Raw genomic sequence first — 25441 nt, 5'->3', positions numbered from 1 at the left:
TCTAATGCTGGTAGTGTTCCCTAAATCGACTAGTAATCTTTCAGTCCGTCCATTTGCTCTAAAATAAGCATGGATCATTACTACCAATCTATCGTTCCCCATGTACGGCCACTATCTGAATCCATTTGTCCTTTATCAGTTTCTTCTCCTTCCCATGTTGTACCAGGTTTATCTTGTGGTGGTGTCCATGTGCCATGACTTGTGTTATTGCCGGAAGTTCTCCCGTTATTTGAAGATCTTCCTGAGCTTGTCTTAGGGGAACTTCCATTTTGATAGTTGTTATTACCTGAACTTTTCGGAAGAGAGGAACCGGTATTATTATTGGATATTGAACTGTTTGAGTGTGATCCTGAGGATGAAGAATTTGTATCAGATTGAGCTTCCTGGGATTGCTTTTGAACTTCTGTCGCTATTCTTTCAGCTTCTTCTTTTTCAGTTAAATATTGATCAACTTTATTTATCAACGTTGAAAGATTTCTTTTTGCTTTCTCTTGCCGAATTTCATTAACCAGGTTTTTAACCTTATTAAATTCACCACGATTTACCTCGGATTTGACCTCTTTATAATCGGCCCCAGCAAATAATTGATTTACTTTATTGGTAGCCTCTTCAATCTTTTTTACTTGTAACTTTGCATTGTCAACTATTTTTTGCTGCACTGCTACAAATTGAGGTTTAACTTCTTTCAGCTTAACAATTTTTTTATCTACCTCGTCGAAACGGGCATTGTCTACAACTGCACCTTTATCATCAAATAGATTTTTCGTTAAGTTTTGAAGCTCTACCATATTGGTTACATGTCCAAAATCCATGAGTGTAGTATTTAATTTTGCTGCAAGGTCTGCATTGAATTTTTTTCCTTCTTGTTTCTCAAGATCTTTTTTTATAGCATCAATTTTTTCTTGGGATGTTCCTTCTGCTAGAAGCTTTTTTTGCTTATCACGATATAATTTGTTTACTTTTTCTTGTATTTTATTTATCGTAGCTCCTTGCTTTTGATAAGCTTCAATCCTAGCTTGTTTATCTGCTTTCACTTTTTGGTTATAGGCGATGGCACTACTAGCACCGATTCCAACTACTGCTATAACTGTAATAAGCCAGAATTTTTTCTTTTTCATAAGTCACCCTCCTAAATATGGGGTATTATTCCTATAAAGTAATTATATCTTTCTTTTCCAGCACTTTATACCATACGTTATCATGTTCACAATTATTTAATTAAGAGGGTTGCTCCAGAAGAAAGGCAATTGGTCATCTTTGTGGTAAAATTGCAAATTAAATTTATACAATTTTAAGAAGTGGCCAGAAATACGACCCTAAAATACATGCGGCAGCTTGCGGAATAAAGTGGAATGAAGTATATGAATTAGAAGAAAAACAAGAGCCTGTATTATTGAGCTAACTGTACAGTTCCAAGAAGAAAAAGCTACACCCTCGATAGTTGAACAAAGGGTTATTCTCTTTTTGTAGCCAGTTTTAACTGATAAATTTTTTTCTTTATAGATCCCATTATTATCAAATATTGATAACTTCTCTTTGAATATTCCCCGAACCAATTAACTGTCTTCTATTTGTTAATTGGTCCTTTACTTATGTCTTCAAAAAATCAATTAACTTCTTTTATTACTTTTGAATTCAGTGTAAATATTACTGAAATGACCACGATTAAGATTCCACATAAAAGCATTATGTTTGAGATTGTTAGGTTCAAGACAAGAGCCAATGAAACAAAAGCGTAAGAGAGAGGAACAAGTCCATTAGACGAGGCATTAATAAGGCTCATCACTCTTCCCATTTTTTCTTCATCACTTTGCTCTTGAATAGTTGAGATGAGTGAAACATTAATAATGGATGAAAGTACACCCATCATTGAAAGCAAGACAATGCCTTGCCAAAGGAATCCGATTTGACCAAGTAGGGACAGGAGAATTCCGAGTAAAGTTATCATTACTAGGATGATCAATCCCCTTTTCTTTCTTAAGTTAAGTATCCCGACAATTATTGCCCCAACGAGCATCCCTCCTTGGTAAGAACTCTGTAAGAAGCTTAAATCTAAAGCCACTCCATGAATCACTTTATCCACTATGAGAGGTATGCCCATAAGTAGAGGACCAAAAAAGAAAAAGTTTATAATAACTAGAATAAAGAGCATATTTTTTAGAAAGGGCATCTTCCAAACATAGGTTAATCCTTCTCTTAATTTCTCTTTTGTCGAACCCTTTTTTTGTGGAATTGTATTTACATCTTCTTTTATTAAAAACGAGAGAATGAAAGTCATAGTCAAGAAGATAGCGATGATTGAAAACAAAAGGCTAAAAGATCCAACAGTAAGCACCCACCCACCAATCATTGGTCCAGAAAACATAGCAATTTGATTTGAACTCTGTATAAATGAATTTGATCGTGTAAGTACATCCTTTGAAACTAGGGATGGAAGTAGTGATGTGTTAGCTGGAGAAAAGAATGCATCTAGAACACCAAACAATAATGCGAAGCAAATTAGCGGCCATAATTCGAGAATACTCATTTGAAGAAAAAAGATCATAACCACAACCAATATACATCTTATTAGGCTTGAAACAAGCATGATTTGAGACCTTTTATAACGGTCAGCCCACACCCCGCCAATAGTCATAAAGATTACACGTGGAATCATAGTCACCATCATTACAATCCCCAGAGCACTTTCTTTATTTAGAACTGTGATGATATACCATTGCTCAGCAAACAAATAAGTAGATAACGCTAAATAAGATGTTGTACTCGATAGCCATAAAAAAACAAATGCCCGATTTTTTAACAAACTTGAAGAAACAACGTCATTCTTCGTTTCTATTAACGCTTGGTCTCTACTCAATAGAATTCCCTCCCTCAAAATCATTACTTGTTTTTAAAAAGAGGCTCTTCGATTTGAAAAGCAGTGGTCATTAAATAGTAATTTTGCTTCTCTATATCAGTATCTTTTTCTTCAAGTTTTTCTAAGAGCTCTCTATACTTACGCGTAAATTCCTGAAATTTTTCTTTACTTACTTTAAATTCTTTTTGAATAGAGAGTTTAGGCCATTCTTCTACATTTGATGAATTTAATTCAAAGGAATTATCAGGAGCTGTTAACACTCTTGTTTTAGCATGATCAATCACTTCTAAGTATGATTGTCTAGTAGCGTCTTTTGATTCCACATAATTTAATAAATGATTCGCCGGAATGAACCCCCTAGCTACAGCTTGGTAAAACTTTAATATATTTCCTCCTCGCTCTTCTTTTCTTACGAGCTGAATGATTTTGTGTTTCTCCAGTTCACGAAGATGATAAAGAATTTTTGCTCTAGATAAGTTAAGCTCTTGAGCAAGCATTTGGCCTGTATGGGGCTGTTCGACCAAAAAAATCAACATTTTAGTACGTAAGGGATCACTAATAACCTTTAACTGTTCATAACTTTCAATAATGAATATCGACTTTTGCTGCACAACTCATTCTCCTTTTTAACCGGTTAATATTTATTAACTATAGTTCGAAATTTAAAAAATGTAAATAAAAATAATCCATTTTGAGAACAAAATGGATTATTTTCTTAGTTTACAATTTCCATAAAAAGTTTAATTTCGCTCTCTTCAACTAAACTGCGCCGTTAGCACAAGAAGAAAGCTACCAAAAATGGCATATGGATTTTAAACTCAAGCACCTGTTAGTTGAATATCAATTTATTTATTCTTGATACCATCTTTCATTAAACTCAAGTTTTAAAGCATTACCAAAATATTTTCCAAATTTAATAAACCCTCTTCCTCTTGCAGTAATTACGTTTCCGTCCTTCACAACTAATTCTTCTGAATAATTTTCTTTTTCAAAGATGCCTGAACTCTCCATATTTTCCGGAGTCATTCCAACCGTATATTTTTTTCCCTTTAAGATTCCTGCTTTTGCTAATAAAAATGGAGAACTTGATATACTTGCAATAATTGTTTCCTCTTTAGCAACTTTCCTAATAAAGTTAATAATTTTGTCTTCATTTGTTAATGAAAAAATATCCATACATCCTGTTAATAATAGACTATCAATTTCATCAAAATTAACTTCATCTACTGTTGTATCTGTTACTACTGATAAACCAGACTCACCTTTTATAGGTTGATTATTTACCCCGATTGTAACTATTGGTTTATTTCCTTGCATTAATATAGATAATGCAACACTAAGTTCGTACTCGCTGAATTGCGGATATAATAAAACTGCTGTTTTTTTCATCATAATTATTCCTCCATTTACAATAATAAGATAAATGAATCCTTATTCAACTATTCTGCCTAATAGTAAAATAGGAACCGATCACCGGCTCCCAAACGTTATATAACTATCGCACCCAGTTCGTAATATAAGGTTAGCCAGATTTTTCTGGTTGACCTTTTTGTTTATGGTCTTATTATTACGGTAGTCGGGGTAGAACGTCGCACCCGTGGAACTCGATTCCGTCAGCTAAACTGTTCACCCCCTACTTGTATAAACATGTTTCAGGCTGGTTGGGACCATGATCCCGTTTAACAAGCGAAGCTGTGACACTGCAAGGAGAATAAGGGGTACCGGGCAAATTTAAAAATTAGGAGATGATTGTAGTGAATCCAGTCGTTGGTCTGGATATTTCTAAAGGGGAAAGTCAGGTTCAAGCTTTTGTCGATAAAGGCAAACCATTCCGTAAGAGCTTCAAAGTTACTCATACTCTTCAGGGTCTTGCTTTCCTTGTAGAGTTTCTAGAGGTAGTACAAAAAGAATCAGGTCTAAAACCTCCGGTTATTCTTGAAGCAACTGGACACTATCAAACAGCAGTAGTTCAATATTTAGAGGAACGTGGGTATTTATTAATTATTATTAACCCTTTAATTTCCTACAAGGCGAAAAGTTCAAGTTTAAGGAAAGTAAAGACTGATGCCGTGGATGCTTACCACCTCTGCGAGTTGTTTTACAAGGAAGAGTTAGAGCCGTATAAAAAGCGAGGGGTTCATCTTTTAAACCTTCGTAACCTTACAAGACAACACGAGAATATTACAGGAGTGATGATTCAGACAAAGCTTCAGTTCCAGGCTATTCTAGATCAAGTATTCCCTGAATATCGAGGAGTGTTCGGTGATTTATATTCTGTGGTATCACTCTTAACGTTAAAGGAGTTTCCGTCATCTGAAGACATATTAGAGGCTAGTGATGAAACACTATCAAATAGGATCAATGAATTATGTAAAAGTCGCTCAATCAGATGGGCCAATGAAAAAGCCTTACAACTAAAAGAGGCGGCAGCTCGCAATCCCTTTGAAAAGACAGTCTATCAGAGTCATATCTTAAGCTTAAGTATGTATATTAACATTATTCTTCAATACAAAGAGCACCTATCCACGTTGGAGTCTGAGATAGATGCCCTCGCTAAAGAAGTTGAAGAATATAATATTATCAAATCTATCCCTGGTATCGGTGAAAAGATCGCGGCAACGATCATTTCTGAAATTGGGGAGATAGATCGATTTACTGACCCTAAAAAGCTGGTGGCTTTCGCTGGAGTAGACCCTAGTGTTTTCGAATCTGGCAAGTTTACTGCCACCAAAAACCGAATCACAAAAAGAGGATCTAGCAGGCTTCGTCACGCCTTATATATGGCTGTTCGTTGTGCTATACGTGATTGTCGCAAGAGCAAAACAAGCGATGAGATCATTCCTTGAAATAAGAAATTACGAGAGTTCTATGATAAGAAACGCGAGGAAGGAAAACCATTTAAAGTAGCTGTAATTGCTTGTGTAAATAAGCTCTTACACTGGATATTTGCCTTATTAAGAAACAGAACAACTTTCCAAGATATAGCATAGAAACAACACCTAACTAAATAACGAAAAACCTTCCAGTTCAGAGAGAATAAGAAGGTTATTTGGTATACCCTTTTTTAGTATAGCACGATGGATTTCGAGATTTTAATGAAAAATATTGACAAACTATTAGCTGGTTTAGCTGAAGAAGAATTAAAGATTTTATGTATTTAATTCAAGAAACGTTCAGTGTCATTAATATTCGATACTCATTTGTCACAAAGCCATTTTTCCTGAAAAATAACTCAGGTTTACCTTTGCCTCTCGCGGTTGATAAATATGCCAAATCGACTTTTCTCTGTATAAGGATATTCCCTAAATATTTTAGTAAACTCGTACCAACCCCGTTTTGTTGAATATTATTTAGAACACAGATTTCATTTATGTAAAAGTTTTTGCTATCAGCCCATTGCTCTTCATTTCCAACTAAAAAGCCAATCATTTGTTTATTAGAATTAAAATAACCTATTCCTATATAGCCAGGAGTCTTACTTATATCTAACAATCGTTTGTAAGATGTTTGAAAACTCCAAGGTTCGTTCCAAGGGTTGGAGCTAAAAACATTGGTGAAAATGTTTGATGCTTCTTCTAATTCTTTTTCTGACAATACTCGAATTGTATTCTGCATTAATAATCCTCCTTCCAATCAACCCTATCACAAATTTTTGTTTAACATACTAACTATTGAATTAGCTGGTTTAGTGAATGAAGAAAGGCTGCCAAACTGACAGCTTGATCTGGAACTCTTGCACCTGTTAGTTGACTAAGATTTAAACAATCCTTGCTCTTTCCATTGGTCGAAATACTTTTGATAACCCATTTCCCCAGCAGTCATAGTGTATTGCGTATCTTCCAATTTAAAAGTATGAGATCCCGACAAGGCTTCATAAGTCGGATTCCCTTTTACATCCCCGAAAAGCATTTCGAATGTATTTACATCCACTGATTGTGTTGTTCCATCCTCATAGGTTTCAAGAAGAATGAAATCAACCTCTCCCTGATCTGTATGCCCCTTAAACATCAAGCCTGCTTCATTTAATGACAAATATAATTGATTCATATTCAACCTCTACTCTCTCTGGAAAATTTATTACCTTATTGCACTAAACTCCCCGATAGTTGCATAAAGAAAAAGCTGCCTTAAAGACAGCTCTGGTAAGCTAAGTTTAAGTATATCTTTTCACAAACTTAAGTGATTTTGCTAATAAAGTGTGATGTATTTAAATCTTTTTTTCAGTTTTAACGCTTATTCATTTGAGCTAATTTTATGATATAAAGATGATTTTACATACTAAAAACACGAGTGATTGAATGATAAGGTTGAACAAGTTAATTTTTATGAGAAGCTCTTATAATTCAAACTTCAATTAATACTTTACCTTCATAATTACGACTTTCAACTAGTTTATGAGCAAGTGCTATATCACTTAAATTGAATACCCGTGCAACAGGAAGAGTTACTTTCTTCGCAACAAATAGCTCCAAAACTTTTTCTGCAACAGGTGCTAATCGCTCTGGATAGTGCTTTCTCGTTGTCCCTAAGCTAAAGCCTTTAATATTCCTACAACTACTATGGACATCGCTTGTTTTAAAAGTACCAGCTTTTCCACTACTATTCCCAATTTGAACAAGTGTTCCATACAATGCTAAGCACTCTAAGCTTTTACCGGTAACTTCACCAGCAACCGAGTCAAAGATAATATTAGCACCAAAATTATTTGTTTCTTTTAATACTTCCTCTACAAATGTATCGTAGGTACAAACAACATTGGCTCCTAATGTTTTCACATAATTTTCTTTATCTAAATTTCCAACAGTTCCAATAATTTTTTGAACACCAGCTAATTTTGCTAATTGTACGAGCATTGAACCTACACCACCAGCAGCACTATGTATTACAATAGTATCAGGTTTTTGGACTTGACCGATTTCGTAAAGAACCATATAGGATAAAATAGAAACCGTTGGCATTGATGCAGCTTGTTCAAATGATAGGCTATCAGGAATTTTAAAAACTAATTGTTCATTTGCTACTACATATTCTGCATAGGCACCATCTTTCGGGAAAGCAATTACCCGTTCTCCTTTCGAAAAGTTTGATTTAGGAGAGACCTCTTCAATTGTTCCTGCGACATCCAACCCAAGCATTAAAGGAAAATTACCTTTCCCTTTATTCCCTCTACGTTTTTTAATATCTGCATAGTTAACACTCGTATATGCTACTTTTATCAACACTTCATTTTTCCCTATTTTCGGAAAAGCAACATCTGTATATGTAAGGACACTAGCATCACCAAATTCATTTTGAATTACTGCTTTCATTCTCTCTCTCCCTTCTAATCATTTCAAGCCTATCACATTTCTTTTAATTAGAAAATTTAATCAATTTTACCGAAGGTTATAAGTTTATCTAATCAGTTAATCCCTATTTTTATTAGATATTTCTTGTAATGAGCTAGAATCCTTTGTTACCAGCTGCCCCAATAGTACTATAAAAATATCAAAACACGGTTAAGAAAACTAACTTTTTTAACATAAGCACCCCATTAGTTGGAAAAATTTAAAGGTTTTTCAATAAACTATTTAATTTAACCAAAGCTTCATTTACTTCTTTTCTTAGTTGCTGTTCGGATATTTCAAAGGCAGTTTCTTGTCCTGGAAGACATTCGTGCCAATAACAATCAACTGCTTCAAAACTCCGTTTAAGATTTCGAATAATGTGTGCCCATTCTTTCTGTTTCATTTTTAAAAGTAATTAGATACTCACGTTCAAAATCATCAACTGTGATTACTTCGTTTATAAAATCCTCCATTAAGTCCGGTTGAATATAAACTTAAGCTTCTTAAGAAAATTGTCTAGTTTAGTGTTGACAATCCAATTATAGAATTCACCCCCTTGAGGTAGTGAACGGAATAATTGATCAAGATGGAAAAATTATAAGTTACAGTAATAAAAATATTGGGATAGTAACTGGTTTGGTTTCAAATTGTTTTGTATTAGATGTTGATAATCTTGCAACATTAACAAAACTAGAAAAAATGGGAGATTTACCTTTAACTTGGAGGGTTCGTTCAAACAGAGGAGTTCATCTTTATTTTAAATACAACAACACTATTCCTTCTACGAAGTTATGGGATAGCATAGATATTCTATCCGATAATAAACAAGTAGTAGCTCCACCCTCTATTCACCCAAGTGGTACTGTATACCAACCATCTCCGACATTGTCAACGCATGATCGGTTGCTGTACCTCGCTTATACTTACGTGCTAAACCTTTTCGCAAAATAAAAATCCCCTTCCGCATATTTAATAGCGTAGGGGACAAACAGTAACGGTTTTAGCCGACTATACAAACGGTTTTATTCGCCAGTCTCACACGGTCTTTCCTTAGACCGGCCGAAAACCGTGCGGGAGAGCGGCTCAATCAGCGCACTCAATCACCGGTTCCCTTGCGGGAGTAAGAATTTTGGCGGGACTGCGTGGGAATCGAACCCACCTGACCTGGCACGCAGGTCACAAGCGGTTTTGAAGACCGTGGAGGACACCAGTACCCCATTCAGCCCCGTGTTTAGGACTTCTTTATTATACTCTATTTTTGTTTTTTTTCAAGGTGTTGTCTTTAGTTCCTTTAAACACGTTGCTTGTCTTATAATGGAGGGTGATACTATAATAGATTAAGATAATAGTTTGGGTTGGGTGAATGCTATGCTGGATGGTTGGTTTTTGGTATTTATTTTGTTCTGGGTGGTTGTGATGGCGGGGCTTTTCGCGATTGGCGGTTTCTTTATGTTCCGCAAATTTTTGAAAAAGCTTCCGAAAGAGGACGGCCGGTCGGATATGGACTGGGAAGAGCATTATGTGCAGGAGACGCGAGAGCTTTGGCCTGCTGAGGAGAAGGCTTTCCTTGAGGACCTTGTAAGCCCGGTTCCCGAATTGTTCCGTGATGTGGCGCGGCATAAAATTGCCGGGAAAATTGGTGAACTTGCACTGAAGGAAAAAGCTTCGTCCATTACACAGGATTTGGTCATTCGCGGTTATATTCTGGCTACACCTAAACGCGATCACAAGTTCCTTCGCAAGAAGCTTGCTGAAAGCCAGATCAATATCGCACCATATGAACATTTATTCTAGGCTGCCGTTATCCGGCAGCCTTTTGCTTTTCTTTGAAAGAGATAGGAAAACTCCCCGAACCATATGCCCGGGGAGCCCTTATCCTATACCATCTCAGGATTTTTGTATTTGCCAAGGTCGTGCTTGAGCTTTGTGTATTGCCTATACATAGCAATTCTCCACGGCACAATCATGCCAAATGCCAGGATCCAGAACATGCCGCTCAGTTCGCCGACATCAATGCTGTGGCTAAGCAACGATTTACCGACAAGCCTTACTATAAGCAATCCGACAAGAATGAACACAAAGGCTTTTGACCTTTTCAGATAAATGTCGCCTTCGCGGATTTCAAACTTTGACGTCTTGATCAACAGGATGGAGAAAATCATTCCGACTCCGGCAGCTTCAACCACTTCCATGAACGTCACATGAAACATCGGGAACAGGAACATCAGCGCCCCCGTGCTCATAAAAATTGGCGGCAGGATAATTTTTTTCACTGAGGCCGGTTTCTTGGCAGCCTTCATACGTACAAACATGACAAAGGTACCCATGAATACGGCGCCTATTGTGGATAACAGAACATAATTCATTCTTTCAACCTTCTTAAATGAGATTTACATGGTTACTAAAATAAATGAAGCGGAAAATACTCCCGCCTGTTACCCCTTTATAGTACACGATTGATAGTATCTAACACGACCGCTTCGCCGAACGGCTTAACGATAAAGTCCTTTGCCCCCGCCTCAATCGCTTCCACTATGATCTTTTGGTGCCCCATGGCCGAGCACATAATGATTTTGGATTCAGGAAATTCCTCCCTGATTGCTTTTACAGCTTCAAGGCCGCCCATTTCAGGCATCGTAATGTCCATTGTCACAAGGTCTGGCTTTAACTCACGGTACAGGCCTATGGCAATCCTGCCATTGTCGGCTTCACCGGCTATTTCATGACCCGCCTGCTTCAGGATATTGCTCAAGGTGATTCTCATAAATTTTGCATCGTCTACAATCAATATTCTGGCCATCCCAGTATCCCCCTGACAAACACAGCAAAAATAATAAGGTATAAATCCCCTTCCCAGCCATGGCCAAAAGCACATACTTAATCAAATGATAACTTATCAGGTCAAGAGCTGGCAATTGGGAAATTTTTAATGCGCAAGCCCCCAGAAAAATTCCAGATGGCACGAACCACTATATCGTATTAAAAACCAGTGAAACCGCCAAACAGCATTGTAAAGAATGAAATGATGGTATTCATCCAGTTAAAGAACAACATAATCCCCATCAGGATCATTAAATAGCCGCCAACTTTCATGATCACGACATTGTTCTTGCGAATCCAGTTCATCTTGCCAATAAAGAACGAAAGGACGAAGAATGGAATCGCAAATCCAAGCGTATAAGCTAGCATGTAAACCATACCGGATCCAGGGTTGGAACCTGCAAGCAGGATGACCGAACCGAGGATAGGACCGGTACAGGGTGTCCAGCCTGCAGCAAACGCCATACCAATCAAGATAGAACCTATGTATCCCGACGGACGGTTTTTAAATTCAATCCGTTTGTCAGACATCAGCCATTCAGGCTTCACGACACCTACTACCATCAGACCGAATAAGATAATGAAGATGGCACCAATCTGGCGGATGATATCATTGTACTCACTGAAAAACTGTCCGATGAATGAAGTGGTAAATCCAAGCGCAACAAATATCAATGAAAACCCTAAAAGGAAAAAAAGTGTATGCAGCATGCTGCGTCTTTGAAGCATTGCGTTTTCGCTTTTAATTTCGCCGACTGACATCCCGGTAATATAGGAAAGGAATGCAGGATAGAGTGGCAGGCAGCACGGCGAGATAAAGCTGAGGAACCCGGCGCCAAGGGCAATGAACACGTTAACATCAGTCATTGTAACAACTCCTGTATTTACATCAATTCGTTATCATTCTAACAAAACTCTAACAGAAAAGATATGAAATAGACTGTGAACAAATCAATACTTATTCCCTTTAATTAATTTATTAAACTTACAAAAAGGTTAATCATAAAAATTGTCAATGTCGGAATATTTCTTTTGAATATTTTGGTTGATTCTATTATACTAAACAGGACCTTTGAAATATTTCCTATTTTTTAAATTAGTTTACATATATGTGTATATTATAACAGAGGAAGGAATCGAGTTTTGTGTCTAAACAAGAATTGGTCACCCTAATCGAAAAAAAACGGGCAGAACTCATCCGTGTTGCGTCCATGTATGGATTTACATCGACGCAAGCGATCCACTATAGCCAGGAGCTCGATAGTCTCCTGAATGAGTATAACCGTTCATATCTTCAACAAAGCTTTTCTGTACACTAAAAACCAGCTAAAGGCCAAAGCTTTTAGCTGGTTTTTCATATATATAGAACTTTAATGAACAGCATCCTCAAGCATGGCACCCATTCCGTTCTGTAGCAGAAACATCTTGTGGTACAACCCTTTTGCCTGAAGAAGCTCTTGATGCGTCCCCCGCTCAATGATTTCCCCCTGATGGAGGACAAGGATCAAATCAGCATCCTGGATAGTCGAGAGGCGGTGGGCAATGGCAATCGTTGTTCTCCCTTTTCGCATCTTCGACAGTGCTTCCTGAATGCTTTCCTCGGTTTGCGTATCAATATTGGCAGTCGCTTCATCAAGGACGAGGATTTTCGGATTTGCCGCGATTGTCCTTGCAAATGCGACGAGCTGGCGCTGGCCGCTCGAGAAAGTCGAACCTCTTTCCACCACTAGGCTGTCATACTTGCCATCAAGCTCGTTAATAAAATGATCAGCCTGCACAAACCTTGCTGCGTCCTCTATCTCCTCATCTGTCAGTTCCTCATTATACAGCCGGATATTGTCTCTGACGGTTCCGTAAAACAGGAAAGGATCCTGCAAGACAAGCCCCATTTTTGTGCGAAGTTCTTCATGGGGATATTTTTTCAGGGATATGCCGTCAATCAAAATCTCTCCTCTGTCATACTCATAAAAACGCATAAGCAAATTAATGATTGAACTCTTCCCACTCCCGGTATGCCCGACAAGGGCCACCGTCTCTCCAGGCTGGGCTGTGAAGGAAATGTTTTTCAGCACATTCCTTTTACCATCATACGAAAATGTCACATCCTGGACTTCGATTTTGCCATTCTTTATTCCCGCTTGTGAATTTAGCTCCTGCGGCGGGGCAAGCTCGGTATTATCAAGAAGCATGAATACTCGAGAAGCTGAAACGATCGCTTGCTGATACATCGAAAGCCGCATCATCATATTGTTCACAGGCTCAAAAAAGCGGTCAAGGTAATTGATGAACGCATATAGAACACCGATTTCAACAGGGCTATCAAAAGAAGCCACGCCAAAATAGCCGAGTACAAGAATTAAAGCAAATGTATACACAAGGTCGACTGCCGGCCGCAGGAGCAGTCCGTCTGCCTTGATGTTCTTCATGCCTGCCTGATAATGCTGTTCATTGATATCCCCAAACTCCTTACGGAAGCGCTCCTCCTGACGAAATACCTGGATGATGCCCATCCCCTGGATCGATTCACTGAGCTTTGCATTAAGTTGGCTCAGCCGTTCGCGCATATCCTGGTAAAAACGGGAACTGACTTTCCTGTAAGTATTCATGATGAACATAATCAACGGGAGAACTAGCAAGCAGAACAAAGCTAGCTTTATGTCAAGGATGAACATAGCTACAAAAATGCCGACAAGCAGAAAGCCGCTCTGGATGAATGTCGCGATGACCGTGACAAACATATCCTTGATGGCTTCCGTATCGTTGGTCACCCTCGAGACAATTGAGCCGGCAGGTGTTTTGTCAAAGTATTTCAGACCGAGCGACTGCACTTTGGAAAAAACTTCTACACGAAGCTGCTGGATGATTTTCAGGGCGATCTCTTGAAAGGTGAAAAGCTGAAAATAAGAAACAAACATATTAAGTACCGCAATACCAAGATATCCGCATGCAAGGAGCAAAAGAGGCTGCAGCGGAAAAGTGTTTGCCGCCAAATAGTCATCAATGAAAATTTTGACGAGGATCGGACCGGTTACATCCCCGATTGTCGCGAGCAGCAGGAACAGAAATGCCAGAAGTATTTTTTTTATATGAGGCTTGGAGTAGGACAGCAGCCGCTTTACGACTTTCCGCTGCTGCCTGCTGTCAAGAGCCGTGATTTCTTCCATTCAATCATCCCCCTCTCTCGACGAGTTCTTCAAGCTGCTGCCGCAAAAACATGTCTCGGTACCAGCCGTCCGCTTTCATTAACTGTTCATGGCTGCCCCGCTCGCCAATTTTTCCTTCATCAAGCACGAGGATCAGATCAGCATGTGCAATAGCGCTCAGCCGGTGAGCAGTAATGATGGTCGTCTTTCCTTTCCTGTTCTCCTTCAATGCCGAAAGGATGCTTTCTTCTGTCTTTGCATCAACCGCTGACAGGGAATCATCAAGGATCAATATTTCTGGATCTAGAATAACGGCCCGTGCAATGGAAATCCGCTGCTTTTGCCCACCGGATAATGATACGCCCCTTTCCCCGACAACGGTATCATAGCCGTTTGAGAACTGAAGAATATCCTCATTCACCATGGCCGTTTCCGCCGCTTTTTCTATATCTTCGCTTGAGGCACCAGGCCGACCGAAAGAGATATTTTTTCCGACTGTCGCCGAGAACAGAAAGTGGTCCTGGGGAACATAGCCGATTGATTCCCGCAGCCGGTCCATCTTGTATTGCGGCAGCTTTTTGCCGCCGATCTTAATTTCACCCTCATAGCCTTCAAACTCCCTGATCAATAGCTTCAGCAAAGTTGTTTTTCCCGCTCCCGTCTTCCCGGCAATGCCGAGTGTCCCTCCTTGTTCAAGGGTGAAGCGAATTTGTTCAAGGACAGGTTTCTCTTCGCCTGGAAAAGTAAAGCGCTCCACGTTGTATTCGATCTTACCTCGCGGAGCGATATCGATGGCATCCTTGCTGTCTTCGATATCAACCTTTTCGCTAAGCAGGAGTGACACACGCTCATAAGACGCCCTGCCCCGCTCGACGATATTGAAGAACCAGCCAAACGCAAGCATGGGCCAGATAAGGAGTCCCAGATATGCGGTAAAAGAAACGAGCTCCCCAATTGTCAGTTCGCCTGCTAGGACTAATTTCGATCCAAACACAATCGCCAGAAAAAAAGACACACCGATGATGATTGATATCGTTGGATCGAACAAAGAATCAATTTTGGCAACCCGCATGTTTTTCTCCACAACTTCTCCCGAAAGTCTCCGAAAATCCTCAATATCCTCTTTCTCCTGGCCAAAGGTCCTAATGACTTTAATTCCAGCAATGCTTTCCTGTGTCTTGTCATTCAAGGCGGAAAAAGCTTCCTGTGCCACCCTGAAACGGAAATGGAGCATTTTTCCATACCAGCCTGTCAGCAGCGCCATCAGCGGCATGGGGATCAAGGTAATCAGCGTAAGCTTCCAGCTGATCGTGACTGCCATTGCCACAATGACGAATCCTCCTATGGAAAGGGAGTCAAAAAACGTCAGAACTCCTGCCCCTGCTGTCATCTGGATAGCCTGAAGGTCGTTTGTTGCATGTGCCATCAAATCCCCTGTCCGCCTCTTCTGGTAAAAAGCCTGTGACATTTCGGTAAAATGGCTGAACAGCCTGTTGCGCAGCAGCCGTGAAAGCTTGACCGCCGATCCAAAAATCAAAATGCGCCACACATAGCGAAGTCCGTACATGACAAGGCCGGAAACTATCAGCACGCCAATCCATTTCAGCAAGGCCATCCCAGTCAGTGTCCGTCCCTGAATGCCATCGACGACAATCCCGATTACTTTTGGGGGAACAAGCTGAAGCAGGGCAACAAGGATCAGCAGGAAAATTCCTGATATGTATGCCTTACGTTCCTGTTTAAAAAACCACATCAAATCAAGATAAACCTTCATTTATTTCTTCCCCCAGTACCTGACATAACAGTTTTTCCCTTACCTATTCTTTATTGAGGGCAAACCTTCCCATGTAAACCATCTCCCATGTCCATCGGTTTTTCCGATAGTCCGGGCGACTTCTTTCCCACTAATATAGGAATCAAGATGAAGATTCCGGTCCTGTATGTTGTTATATATGTGGAATATATCCCTCTCCTTTCCAATCTCACTAACTGTTTCAAGCAAGCCAATCTTTGATTTCAACGACATTTGGTTGGCAACGTGCGTATGAAATACACAAAGTGCCTCATCCTTAGGCACCTCTCTGGAAATTTCAAGAAGCAGTTCCACCCCATTCCCTTCAATCAATTTCAATTCGTGCTCCTGGACAATCTTCGCTGCCTGTTTGAATAACTTTCGCCTCTCTTGGTGTTCCGGCCATATGAGCGATTCTAGCCAAAGTTCATCTTCATCCGACGAGAAATCATTCACGCGGAGATCAACGCCTATTCTTGACGCAACCTGCGGGGTGCTCATTCCAAGAATGGGCCTTCCTTCCCCTTTTATTTCGGAAGTAATCATGACATTTGAGGATGGATTTCCATAAGTCTCTCCACAATCATAAGAGTACTTGTATTGATCAAACAAAAGCTGAAACCCTGCGCTTGTTCCAATCTCAATCAGTGCCAAAGGCTGGTCTATCAGTGACTGGATATAGCAGAATATAGGGTAAAGATATGAACACCGCCTTACCTCATTTGTCTGGACTAGCTTTGTCTGTAGAATCGTCCTGACATCTCCTTCATTTTTCATGCAAAATTGTTTAAAATGATGGAACGCTTGGCCGTCAGGTGTCCGCGGATTTTCGGTTAGGCTGCCAAAGTACTCTCTTAGTGGGCTTTCTGAACCTTTCTGCAAAAGGAAATGGACAGAACCAAATAGTAAATTTGGAACAGGCTGGCCTCTTCGGGCAGACGAAGCAAACTGGAGCATTTCCCTGTCAGCGGATATATCGATGGAAAGCCGTTCATATAAAGGGCTAGAACCTTTACATTCAATTTCCGCAAAGTTCCTAAACGTTTCCGACAATTTGCTAATATTCATTTTCTACCTCAACATAATTAAGTTTAGAATTTTCACAATTTTATTTTAACACAAATCCCCAATAATTGTTATTTACGCACAAAAAAATGAAGCCGCACACATTTCTGCTGCTGCTTCATTCATTGTATTTATTGTATCCTGCTCTTTGTCCTGTCAGGCTTGCTTCTTGGTTTTCGCTCCATTGCTCTTTTTTGGGGTGCAATCAAATAGGTGCCCAATTCATGAGCGAGTTGTTCCTCAGATTTATATTGAATAAGCTTCACCACCTTTTCAATAGTATGGTTTCACAAAGGTGCCTTCTGCATTCAATAGTACACTCACACCCATAGTTGCCAAAAGCCCTGTTATTGCTTAGTTCTCCTATACCTTCAGCTTTTTCCTGTAAACAATTCAAGTATTAAATCTTGATGACAGCATATTACGATACGGGCAAAAAAGTCAGAATTGCACGGGGCTTTATCAGCTCCTACCACTAGATGCAGTCTTCCATACTCATGTTTTCTTTTGTATCCTCCGAGATATCAAAATAAAGTCGGAATCCCCTGCCCGTTTTCCCTGAAAAAGAAGCAAGGGAAAAGAACGTGGCATTGATCCTTTGGAGCTGGCTGTTAAAGAAAGTGAACTTCTTTCCCTCTTTAAGCTCAAAATTTTTAATAAAAAGGTGCATCTCCATTGCTGTTCCGAAAGTTTTCTCCCTAAAAATCACATTGGTATTTTGGTCGATAAATTCTATCCTGAACATGGTAACACCTCCACATGAATCCATATTAAATGGAATCGGGGGACAGCAGCGGCTCTAATTGTGACTATTCAAGGACAATCCAAATTTATGGAAGGCAAAAGAAAAAGCACCCATCGGCTGGGTGCTTGTCCTCTTTATTTCATCTGCTTGTTCATTGCCTGCATCATCTGATTGATTTTCTTCTGGGATGGTTTCATTCCCATCTGCATCATCATCATCTTAAGCATTTGTTCGTTAATTGGCGGATTTTTCTTCAGATAGCTCATCATATATTTACGAGCAATGAAAAATCCTAGCGCTACACCGACAAGAAGTGCCAGTATACCAACTAGAATGAGTTGCCACATACAATATTTCCTCCTTCATGTTGTCTACATACAGTGTACTAAACCACTCGTTATTATACAATATTCTCAAATTTTTTGCCTGTCTTTTAGACAAATTTTCTTTCTTTAATTGGTTTTAGCCAGCCATACTTGTTAGATTCGAGGTCAACTGCCAAAAAAGAAGTCTCACACTTCCTCAACACCTCGAAAAAAATGGTCTCAGCATCGACATTCCCTGCAGACTCCACTTTTAATACACGTTCGTCCACCATCAGACCAGCGGTGCTTTCCGACTTCTTTTTTTCCAGATAGTAAACACCCCGGTCCGCCCTGAATCCGTTCATTTTCGAAAGCTGCTGGTGAAGCAGCTGGTGGACTCTAAGGACAGGAACAGGCCTTGTTATATAATTAATCTGTTTTTCGAGGATTACTTTCATTTCCCCTTTTGATTCTCTAAAATCTTTGAATAAATGATAAAACATTTGCTCCCTGCCAAAATAATGGGCCGCAAATTCATCTTTTATTAGGTAAAGCTGATAGGATCTCATGCTGATCCCCTCCTCTTTAGACAGCTATTATGGCTATTATAAAAAATGACAGGCTTTATCGTTGTCTAAAGCTGTTGAAAAAATAAACTATTTTTGTCATATTTAAACTTTTCTTACTATTAGTATAAATGTGTTTGAATGCTGTGTCACGGGAAATAATTGATTGCGAGGAAATTGTCAACAGTTTTTTATGTCCTTTAAAGGGAATAATAAGCTTTATTCACCCAAAGGGGAAAGGAATGGTCTTATGACAAATATGTTATACATTACTGCGAATCCCAAAACACCCGCTGAATCTTTCAGCCTCTCGGTTGGGGAAGAATTTTTAAAAGCCTACCGTGAGAGTCACCCTGATGATGATATCACTGTACTTGATCTTTACAGTCTAGATATCCCCTATATCGATACCGATGTATTCAATGGCTGGGGTAAGCTGCAGCAAGGAAAAGCATACGAGGAGCTTAGCGATAGTGAAAAGAACAAGACAGAGGCGATCAGCCGGCTTACCGACCAATTTGTGAACGCAGACAAGTATGTATTCGTAACACCCATGTGGAACCTTGCTTCACCTCCGATGCTTAAGGCGTATATTGACTGCATCGCGATTGCTGGAAAAACGTTCAAGTATACAGCTGAAGGCCCTGTTGGCCTCCTTACAGAGAAGAAAGCCTTGCACATTCAATCAAGGGGCGGATATTATTCTGACGGGCCAGGTGCTGATTTTGAATTTGGCGACAGATACCTTCGCGCCATTTTGACATTCCTGGGTATACCGACGATTGAAACCATTGCAATCGAAGGGATGGCTGCGGAGCCTGACAAAGCAGAGCTAATCAAGGAAGAAGCGATCCGGAAGGCGCGGGAGCATGCAAATAAATTTTAAATTACAAACGCTAAAAAGGCCGGTACTTATTGTATCGGCTTTTTTGCGCCTTTAGGATTGTGCATATTTTTTGGGGAATGATTTTTTCCAAGAAACTCACAAAGTTAAGACCAATGATCTTTTCCACTAAACATGGTACTCAAATCAGTGGGTAGGAATGGCCTGGGTTGATATATCGGGTTTGTTGGTTGATAAAGTACGATGTTTGGCTTATACATCATCTCGGCTTGTCGAGATCGTTGGTCGAAATATCATGTTTGTTGGTCGACATCACGATTCTGCTGCGACTAAAATCAGCAGCTGAACTCCCTTCCAGGCCGCGATGCACCGTTTCTACAGGTGACTTCATCAAATTAGACGCACTTCAAGCTCAAACCAATTTAAAACGCGGTTATAAAAACAGGAAACGACCTGCCTTATGCAAAGCCAATCACAAATCATCATTCTCTCCACAAAAAAGAAGAACAGGCTAGGCCTGCTCTCCTTTATTTATAGATTTATTACAGCATTGCTTTTACACGGGCAACGACATTTTCAACTGTAAAGCCGAATTCTGCCATGATTTTTTCGCCAGGAGCAGATGCGCCGAAGTGATCGATTGCAATGACTTCGCCTTCATCGCCTACATAACGGTGCCAGCCTAGAGAAGCGGCCATTTCGATGCCTAGGCGTTTCTTAACAGACTTAGGAAGTACTGATTCTTTGTATTCCTTGGACTGTGCTTCAAAACGATCCCATGCCGGCATGCTGATAACCGAAACGTGAATTCCTTCTGCTGCCAATGCTTCCTGTGCCTTAACAGCAAGGCCTACCTCTGAACCTGCTGCAAGCAGAAGTGCATCTGCTGTTTCTTTGCCAGTTGGGGAAATTACGTATGCTCCTTTGGAAACACCTTCGTACGCATTCTTGTCAGTACCTTTGATTGTTGGCAAGTTTTGGCGTGTCAGCACCAAAGCTGTTGGTTTGTTTGTTGACTCAATTGCGACTCTCCAAGCAGCAGCCGTTTCATTGCCATCTGCCGGGCGGATGACGGAAAGGTTTGGCATAGCGCGCAATGCCGGAAGCTGTTCGATTGGTTCATGTGTCGGGCCGTCTTCGCCGACTGCAATACTGTCATGCGTGAAGACGTAAGTCACAGGAAGACCCATCAAAGCAGCCAGACGGATCGCAGGGCGCAGATAGTCGGAGAATACGAAGAATGTACCTCCAAACACCTTGACGCCGCCGTGCAGAGCCATACCATTCATAGCAGCACCCATTGCAAATTCACGAACGCCGAACCAGATGTTCCGGCCTTCATATTGTCCTGGGAAGAAGTCACCGCTTCCTTTGATCATTGTTTTGTTGGAACCAGCAAGGTCTGCCGATCCTCCCACAAAAAATGGAACGGATTGGGCTGCTGCATTCAGCGCTTCACCAGAGGAAGCACGGCTTGCAAGGCTTTTTCCTTCTTCGTATACAGGCAGGCTTTGTTCCCATCCTTCAGGAAGTTCACCTTTGATAGAAGCTTCCAATTGAGCTGCAAGCTCAGGGAAGTCTTTCTTGTAGCCTTCAAAAAGTTCGTTCCACTCTTTTTCAGTTCCCTGGCCTTTTTCAACGATTTGCGTATTGAAGTGACTGTAAACTTCCTCAGGTACATGGAAGTCTTCTTCGAATGTCCACTTATAGGCTTGTTTTGTAAGCTTAAGTTCATCTGCGCCAAGCGGAGCGCCATGGACATCAGATTTACCAGCAAGGTTAGGTGAGCCGTATCCGATAACTGTTTTTACTTCAATCATCGTTGGGCGGTTCAGGTCGGACTTTGCTTCTTCGATTGCTTTTGCAATCTCATCAAGGTTGTTGCCGTCTTCTACACGGATATATTGCCATCCATAAGCTTTGAAACGGTCAGCGACACTCTCGGAGAATGACTTATTAAGCTCCCCATCCAGTGAGATGTCATTTGAATCATACATAACGACAAGGCGGCCTAATTGCAAGTGAGCGGCAAGTGAAGCAGCTTCGGCAGAAACGCCTTCCATCAGGTCACCGTCTCCACAAATGCTGTATGTAAAATGGTTGATGACTTCATACTTATCTTTATTATAGACAGAAGCCATATGGCGCTCTGCCATCGCCATGCCAACAGCCATTGCAACACCTTGGCCAAGAGGACCTGTTGTTGCTTCGACGCCGACAGTGTGCCCGAATTCTGGATGTCCAGGCGTTTTGCTACCCCATTGGCGGAATTGCTTTAGATCGTCAACAGAAAGTCCATAGCCTGAAAGATGAAGAAGGCTGTAGAGGAGCATTGATCCATGTCCTGCCGACAGGACAAAGCGGTCACGGTTAAACCAATCGGGATTTTTAGGGTTATGGTTCATGAAACGAGTCCATAAAGTATACGCCATTGGTGCAGCCCCCATCGGCATCCCCGGGTGGCCGGAATTAGCTTTTTCAATCGCATCGATTGACAGTGTACGGATGCTGTCAATGGAAAGTGCGTCAATTTTATCAAACATGTAATACATCCTTTCTATATTGAGCTGACTACAACATTAATATTATAGTGACAACAAATGATATACAACACAATGTACCTAAGGGCAACAAAAAATGCAAGCTTGTTTTATATTTTGACACAAAACAAGCACTCTATTCAGTGAAAAATCAATACTTTTTTTCATCCTCCGGTGTCTAAAGGAGAAAACAAAAACAAAAAAAAGGATACATACAGCCATGTATTCCTTGATTTTCACCCAAATTTAATGTAGGTCGTTTTTATCTTTATAGCGTTTTAGTTTTTCAGGTGTCACATCATTGCCAAGCGGATCGACCACGGTAACTCCTTTTAGCGTGTTCAGCATGGAAGAACGAAACGACTGAAGGTACTCTGCTCGCAGCTTCGTCTGCTCTTTCGCTTCATCTTCGGTCAGCTTGGACTGTTTTGCCTTATTAGCCAGTTCGTTGATTCTGGCAATCTTATGTTTTGGCAGCATGGCAAGGCTCCTTTCCAAAGTATGTTGGACACATGACATCATACTAGAGTTCCGGCATTATTTCAAGAACCAGGCATAGCCATTTCGACAGCAAAAAGGAGGGCAACGGACAAGTCTATACATCGTCCTGCTGTTCCTCCTCGTATTCTTTGAAACGGCGGTGAACCGTTGCTTTTGAAACATTGTAGCCAAACCCCCGTAGCGTGGCGGCTATTTCAGCAAATGTCAGTCCATTGCTTCGGAGTCGGACGATTTCCCGGATAGGAGCTTCCTTCCGCTCCCTGCCTGCATGTTCTCCCTGGTTCTTTAAATTCTGTTGGGGTTTGTACCCTTGCTTGACGGCACGGCGCATTCCTCGCTTGATCTTTATATTGTGCAATTTACGCTGATATTCCTCTACCATCGATATGATTTGGAGAACCATAGAATCCGCCTCGGAAAGCTGAAGCTCACCGCGGCTGGAAATGCTGTAAAGTTTAACACTTTCCTTCAGGATGCAGTGCAGCAGTGCAACCCTTGCATTGCCGCGACCCAGCCGGGTCTCATCCTGAATAAGCACTGCCTCAACACCATCATCCTTGATCATGGTAAGAAGGTCAAGAATCCCGTCTCTTTCAAGGTCATATCCGCTCGCCTGTTCCCTAATGGTTTTCGCTACCTCGAACCCGTAAGATGCGGCAAGGGCGGATAATTCTTCCTCCTGACGTTCCAGCGAAGATTCCTGCGTTTCCTTTGTCGTGCTGACACGGCAATAAATCACTGCCTTCATGCTGATCTCTCCTGATTTTCTCAATTGTGTATGCTGTCATTCCGAGCTGGCAACCTGCCCTTTATATCTGTCTGCCGCTACCGGAACAACTAGTTTGTCTCCTGTGCGAATGATCCCTCCGGCAATGCCGTTCTTTCTTTCAATCACTTTGATAAACTCGGTAGTTGTTAGACTCTGCCCTTCGGAATATTCCTGTGCAATGGCCCATAGTGTTTCCCCTTGTTTTACCGTAACGGTTATGTACTCATCTTTTTGGCCGGCCTGGGCAGCAAAAACGATGAAAAAAAACATGCTGACTGCTAAAAGTATAATGGCATAGGTGTAAGTTTCCCATATTTTCTTCATAAAAAACACCCTCTTTTCGAATATATGTTCGCATTACCTTAATTCCATTATAGAGCGAACACTTGTTTCGTGTCAACCTGTTTATTCGAACTTATGTTTGTACCATACGAACATACGTGTTATAATGAACGAAAGAAAATAGACGAGGTGCTGAATTATGGCAAAGCTATCGAAACGGCAGCAGGACATCCTTGAATTCATAAAAAAAGAAGTAAAGAAAAAAGGCTACCCGCCTTCCGTCCGGGAAATCGGCGAAGCAGTCGGACTGGCATCAAGTTCAACAGTCCATGGACATCTTGCCAGGCTTGAGAGCAAAGGATTGATTAGACGGGATCCGACAAAACCAAGGGCGATCGAAATCCTTGACCTCCAGCAGGAATCACATATCCCTAAATATAATGTCATTAATGTGCCTGTGGTCGGTAAAGTAACGGCAGGCCAGCCGATTACAGCGATTGAAAATGTTGAAGAGTACTTTCCGCTCCCGGATAGGCTGGTCCCTTCCGACGAACAGGTTTTCATGCTTGAAGTCATGGGGGACAGCATGATTGAAGCCGGCATTCTCGATGGGGATTATGTTATCGTCAAGCAGCAAAAAACGGCAAACAACGGGGAAATTGTAGTTGCAATGACAGAGGAAGACGAAGCGACTGTCAAAAGGTTTTTCAAGGAAAAAGAGTTCGTCCGGCTCCAGCCGGAAAATCCGACGATGGACCCCATCATTCTACGAAATGTATCCATCTTGGGAAAAGTTATCGGCGTATATCGCCATATGCACTAATTTATCAGGGGAATATTGGAAGCAAAAGAAAGCAAGCATACTCCTGCTTGCTTTCTTTATTTGTCAGGGTTGGGAAACTTTTCTATAAAAAGTTATCTTTGCAATAACAATAGACAAATTATGAAAATTCTGTGAATTATCCTATACTATTATAGGAGTATTTTTTATATAATGGTAACACATCAAGATTTAACCTGAAGTCGCTCCAACCAATAAATCGACTTTAGGAGTGTGAGAAAATGCTGACGAATATTATTTGCGCTTTTCTGATTGGCTCAATTGTCGGATTGGCTGGCCACGTTCGCAAAAGGGGGAAAATTGTCAAGCCCAGAAAAACAAAGCAATATATATACCTGGGCTTTCTAGAGGATGTGCTGATGGCAGCGTTAGCAGCTGTCCTGCTAGTCCTTGCAGCTGATGCAGACTCGGCTCTCAGGGTCGTACTTCTATCTGTAACAGCTGGTTTTGGGGGAGATGCCGTTCTCAGGGGTATCGAATTGTTAAAGACAGGGGCTGCGCCGCCACCCCCTAATGATCAGGTAAATGAAGAAAGCAAAAAAAAACATGCACAGTAATGTTGATACCCCCCGAGAAGATTGCTTCTTCCTTCAAGCAGCTTCTAACGTGCTTGATTTTCTTTTGTCTCCAATCCGCACAACGGCTTTGGCCCTTCAATCTTTCTCTCATTGGATGCACGCTTTCCGCCCCAGCATACCCTGCATGATCACCAGTTGCCATTCCCGCATTGTCCCAAAGTTTAAAGACGAGTAAAACAGGGTAATAAATAATAACTAACCCTGCATATTCTAAACATGACAGCAAGAAGGAGGAGTAATAAATGGAATCATTAGCATGGATTATCCCAACTGTCCTTGGTGTTTCGTTCGCAGCAACACTTTGGGCGATCACAAAAAAACCTGGATACATCATTTCAAAGAAACGCAACCGTTCAACGGACTAACTACAACCATCGTCCCCCATCATGTATTTCTCATTCAATCCCATCATCAATGGAATATAGTAATAAGCCCCCCCGGGCTTCCGGGGGGGTATCATGTACAT

General features: G+C 40.8%; 28 protein-coding genes, 1 tRNA gene and 2 pseudogenes. 9 read left to right on the top strand and 22 right to left on the bottom strand.

The genetic code is table 11. The features are described 5' to 3' along the window. Window positions 1–80: 80 nt before the first annotated feature. A complete protein-coding gene (locus tag D1970_RS04640) occupies window positions 81–1118 on the bottom strand; it encodes a toxin Cry1Ac domain D-VI-related protein (RefSeq protein ID WP_119111689.1) in 1038 nt (345 codons plus the stop codon). A gap of 104 nt (window positions 1119–1222) precedes the next feature. Between D1970_RS04640 and D1970_RS23550 the strand changes: the two are divergent. After that, window positions 1223–1402 (top strand): annotated as a pseudogene (locus tag D1970_RS23550) (IS110 family transposase); the annotation flags it as partial. A gap of 204 nt (window positions 1403–1606) precedes the next feature. Here D1970_RS23550 and D1970_RS04630 read toward each other — a convergent pair. The 3 genes from D1970_RS04630 to D1970_RS04620 all read right to left on the bottom strand — a co-directional run bounded on the left by D1970_RS04630 (window position 1607) and on the right by D1970_RS04620 (window position 4249). Then, complete coding sequence (locus D1970_RS04630; RefSeq protein WP_246370086.1) at window positions 1607–2857, bottom strand: MFS transporter; 1251 nt, start codon at window positions 2855–2857, stop codon at window positions 1607–1609. A 23-nt stretch (window positions 2858–2880) separates the two neighbouring features. Then, window positions 2881–3468, bottom strand: coding sequence for an ArsR/SmtB family transcription factor (locus tag D1970_RS04625; RefSeq protein WP_119111687.1), 588 nt, complete (start codon window positions 3466–3468; stop codon window positions 2881–2883). 238 nt (window positions 3469–3706) lie between these two features. Then, the gene (locus D1970_RS04620) at window positions 3707–4249 is read right to left on the bottom strand and encodes a DJ-1/PfpI family protein (protein WP_246370087.1); all 543 of its coding nucleotides are present in this window, start codon (window positions 4247–4249) and stop codon (window positions 3707–3709) included. A gap of 362 nt (window positions 4250–4611) precedes the next feature. Here D1970_RS04620 and D1970_RS04615 point away from each other — a divergent pair. Then, a pseudogene (locus tag D1970_RS04615) lies at window positions 4612–5847 on the top strand (IS110 family RNA-guided transposase). Window positions 5848–6019: 172 nt separating this feature from the next. Here D1970_RS04615 and D1970_RS04610 read toward each other — a convergent pair. The 4 genes from D1970_RS04610 to D1970_RS04595 form a co-directional block, all read right to left on the bottom strand. Next, on the bottom strand, window positions 6020–6472 hold the full coding sequence (locus D1970_RS04610; protein ID WP_119111686.1) for a GNAT family N-acetyltransferase: 453 nt from the start codon (window positions 6470–6472) through the stop codon (window positions 6020–6022). A gap of 135 nt (window positions 6473–6607) precedes the next feature. Further along, the gene (locus tag D1970_RS04605) at window positions 6608–6904 is read right to left on the bottom strand and encodes a hypothetical protein (protein ID WP_119111685.1); all 297 of its coding nucleotides are present in this window, start codon (window positions 6902–6904) and stop codon (window positions 6608–6610) included. Between the two features lie 296 nt (window positions 6905–7200). After that, window positions 7201–8166 carry a quinone oxidoreductase family protein gene (locus D1970_RS04600; RefSeq protein ID WP_119111684.1) on the bottom strand — a complete coding sequence of 322 codons (966 nt, stop codon included), beginning with the start codon at window positions 8164–8166 and terminating at the stop codon, window positions 7201–7203. 238 nt (window positions 8167–8404) lie between these two features. Next, on the bottom strand, window positions 8405–8587 hold the full coding sequence (locus tag D1970_RS04595) for a colicin immunity domain-containing protein (RefSeq protein WP_119111683.1): 183 nt from the start codon (window positions 8585–8587) through the stop codon (window positions 8405–8407). Between the two features lie 161 nt (window positions 8588–8748). On the opposite strand from D1970_RS04595, the gene D1970_RS04590 reads away from it, so the two are divergent. Next, window positions 8749–9135: a bifunctional DNA primase/polymerase gene (locus D1970_RS04590; RefSeq protein WP_181213274.1), complete on the top strand. Its 387-nt coding sequence runs from the start codon at window positions 8749–8751 to the stop codon at window positions 9133–9135. A 179-nt stretch (window positions 9136–9314) separates the two neighbouring features. Here D1970_RS04590 and D1970_RS22195 read toward each other — a convergent pair. Further along, window positions 9315–9411: transfer RNA gene (locus D1970_RS22195), tRNA-Sec, on the bottom strand. A gap of 141 nt (window positions 9412–9552) precedes the next feature. Between D1970_RS22195 and D1970_RS04585 the strand changes: the two genes are divergently transcribed. Beyond that, window positions 9553–9978: a DUF2621 domain-containing protein gene (locus tag D1970_RS04585; RefSeq protein WP_119111681.1), complete on the top strand. Its 426-nt coding sequence runs from the start codon at window positions 9553–9555 to the stop codon at window positions 9976–9978. Between the two features lie 83 nt (window positions 9979–10061). On the opposite strand, the gene D1970_RS04580 is transcribed toward D1970_RS04585, so the two are convergent. The 3 genes from D1970_RS04580 to D1970_RS04570 all read right to left on the bottom strand — a co-directional run bounded on the left by D1970_RS04580 (window position 10062) and on the right by D1970_RS04570 (window position 11871). Next, complete coding sequence (locus D1970_RS04580) at window positions 10062–10550, bottom strand: CcdC family protein (RefSeq protein ID WP_119111680.1); 489 nt, start codon at window positions 10548–10550, stop codon at window positions 10062–10064. 77 nt (window positions 10551–10627) lie between these two features. Then, window positions 10628–10984 (bottom strand): response regulator, encoded by a 357-nt coding sequence (locus D1970_RS04575; protein ID WP_119111679.1) that lies wholly within the window; start codon window positions 10982–10984, stop codon window positions 10628–10630. 179 nt (window positions 10985–11163) lie between these two features. Continuing rightward, a complete protein-coding gene (locus D1970_RS04570) occupies window positions 11164–11871 on the bottom strand; it encodes a cytochrome c biogenesis CcdA family protein (protein ID WP_119111678.1) in 708 nt (235 codons plus the stop codon). Window positions 11872–12149: 278 nt separating this feature from the next. Here D1970_RS04570 and D1970_RS04565 point away from each other — a divergent pair, with 278 nt between their 5' ends. Beyond that, complete coding sequence (locus tag D1970_RS04565) at window positions 12150–12323, top strand: aspartyl-phosphate phosphatase Spo0E family protein (protein WP_119111677.1); 174 nt, start codon at window positions 12150–12152, stop codon at window positions 12321–12323. A gap of 51 nt (window positions 12324–12374) precedes the next feature. Here D1970_RS04565 and D1970_RS04560 read toward each other — a convergent pair whose 3' ends face one another. The 6 genes from D1970_RS04560 to sirA form a co-directional block, all read right to left on the bottom strand. Further along, window positions 12375–14168: an ABC transporter ATP-binding protein gene (locus tag D1970_RS04560; protein WP_119111676.1), complete on the bottom strand. Its 1794-nt coding sequence runs from the start codon at window positions 14166–14168 to the stop codon at window positions 12375–12377. Window positions 14169–14172: 4 nt separating this feature from the next. Next, window positions 14173–15921 (bottom strand): ABC transporter transmembrane domain-containing protein, encoded by a 1749-nt coding sequence (locus D1970_RS04555; protein WP_119111675.1) that lies wholly within the window; start codon window positions 15919–15921, stop codon window positions 14173–14175. 39 nt (window positions 15922–15960) lie between these two features. Next, window positions 15961–17007, bottom strand: coding sequence for a DUF2332 domain-containing protein (locus D1970_RS04550; RefSeq protein ID WP_119111674.1), 1047 nt, complete (start codon window positions 17005–17007; stop codon window positions 15961–15963). A gap of 472 nt (window positions 17008–17479) precedes the next feature. Further along, the gene (locus D1970_RS04545; RefSeq protein ID WP_119111673.1) at window positions 17480–17749 is read right to left on the bottom strand and encodes a hypothetical protein; all 270 of its coding nucleotides are present in this window, start codon (window positions 17747–17749) and stop codon (window positions 17480–17482) included. A gap of 134 nt (window positions 17750–17883) precedes the next feature. Beyond that, window positions 17884–18096, bottom strand: a complete 213-nt coding sequence (locus D1970_RS04540) for a YneF family protein (protein WP_119111672.1) — start codon at window positions 18094–18096, stop codon at window positions 17884–17886. An 86-nt stretch (window positions 18097–18182) separates the two neighbouring features. Continuing rightward, window positions 18183–18623, bottom strand: a complete 441-nt coding sequence (sirA, locus tag D1970_RS04535; protein WP_119111671.1) for a sporulation inhibitor of replication protein SirA — start codon at window positions 18621–18623, stop codon at window positions 18183–18185. A 247-nt stretch (window positions 18624–18870) separates the two neighbouring features. Between sirA and D1970_RS04530 the strand changes: the two genes are divergently transcribed. Continuing rightward, the gene (locus tag D1970_RS04530; protein WP_119111726.1) at window positions 18871–19506 is read left to right on the top strand and encodes an FMN-dependent NADH-azoreductase; all 636 of its coding nucleotides are present in this window, start codon (window positions 18871–18873) and stop codon (window positions 19504–19506) included. Window positions 19507–20006: 500 nt separating this feature from the next. Here the strand turns inward: D1970_RS04530 and tkt are convergent, their stop codons facing one another. The 4 genes from tkt to yneA all read right to left on the bottom strand — a co-directional run bounded on the left by tkt (window position 20007) and on the right by yneA (window position 23598). After that, window positions 20007–22007 (bottom strand): transketolase, encoded by a 2001-nt coding sequence (gene tkt / locus D1970_RS04525; protein WP_119111670.1) that lies wholly within the window; start codon window positions 22005–22007, stop codon window positions 20007–20009. A gap of 243 nt (window positions 22008–22250) precedes the next feature. Beyond that, window positions 22251–22484, bottom strand: a complete 234-nt coding sequence (locus D1970_RS04520) for a DUF896 domain-containing protein (RefSeq protein WP_119111669.1) — start codon at window positions 22482–22484, stop codon at window positions 22251–22253. Window positions 22485–22599: 115 nt separating this feature from the next. Continuing rightward, window positions 22600–23253: a YneB family resolvase-like protein gene (locus tag D1970_RS04515; protein ID WP_119111668.1), complete on the bottom strand. Its 654-nt coding sequence runs from the start codon at window positions 23251–23253 to the stop codon at window positions 22600–22602. Between the two features lie 36 nt (window positions 23254–23289). Then, window positions 23290–23598, bottom strand: a complete 309-nt coding sequence (gene yneA, locus D1970_RS04510; RefSeq protein ID WP_119111667.1) for a cell division suppressor protein YneA — start codon at window positions 23596–23598, stop codon at window positions 23290–23292. 157 nt (window positions 23599–23755) lie between these two features. Here yneA and lexA point away from each other — a divergent pair, with 157 nt between their 5' ends. The 3 genes from lexA (at window position 23756) to D1970_RS22765 (ending at window position 25340) form a co-directional block, all read left to right on the top strand. Continuing rightward, window positions 23756–24379, top strand: a complete 624-nt coding sequence (gene lexA / locus D1970_RS04505; protein ID WP_119111666.1) for a transcriptional repressor LexA — start codon at window positions 23756–23758, stop codon at window positions 24377–24379. 239 nt (window positions 24380–24618) lie between these two features. Next, window positions 24619–24954 carry a DUF4257 domain-containing protein gene (locus D1970_RS04500; RefSeq protein WP_119111665.1) on the top strand — a complete coding sequence of 112 codons (336 nt, stop codon included), beginning with the start codon at window positions 24619–24621 and terminating at the stop codon, window positions 24952–24954. Window positions 24955–25217: 263 nt separating this feature from the next. After that, entirely contained in the window at window positions 25218–25340 is a 123-nt protein-coding gene (locus D1970_RS22765) for a hypothetical protein (protein ID WP_259339550.1), read from the top strand. Window positions 25341–25441 lie beyond the last annotated feature (101 nt).

This window comes from Mesobacillus zeae, from assembly GCF_003570705.1.
GTDB classification, from domain to species: Bacteria; Bacillota; Bacilli; order Bacillales; family Cytobacillaceae; genus Mesobacillus_C; species Mesobacillus_C zeae.
Note: the sequence above shows the minus strand (reverse complement) of the source record. Positions and strands in the feature narration are given on the sequence as shown.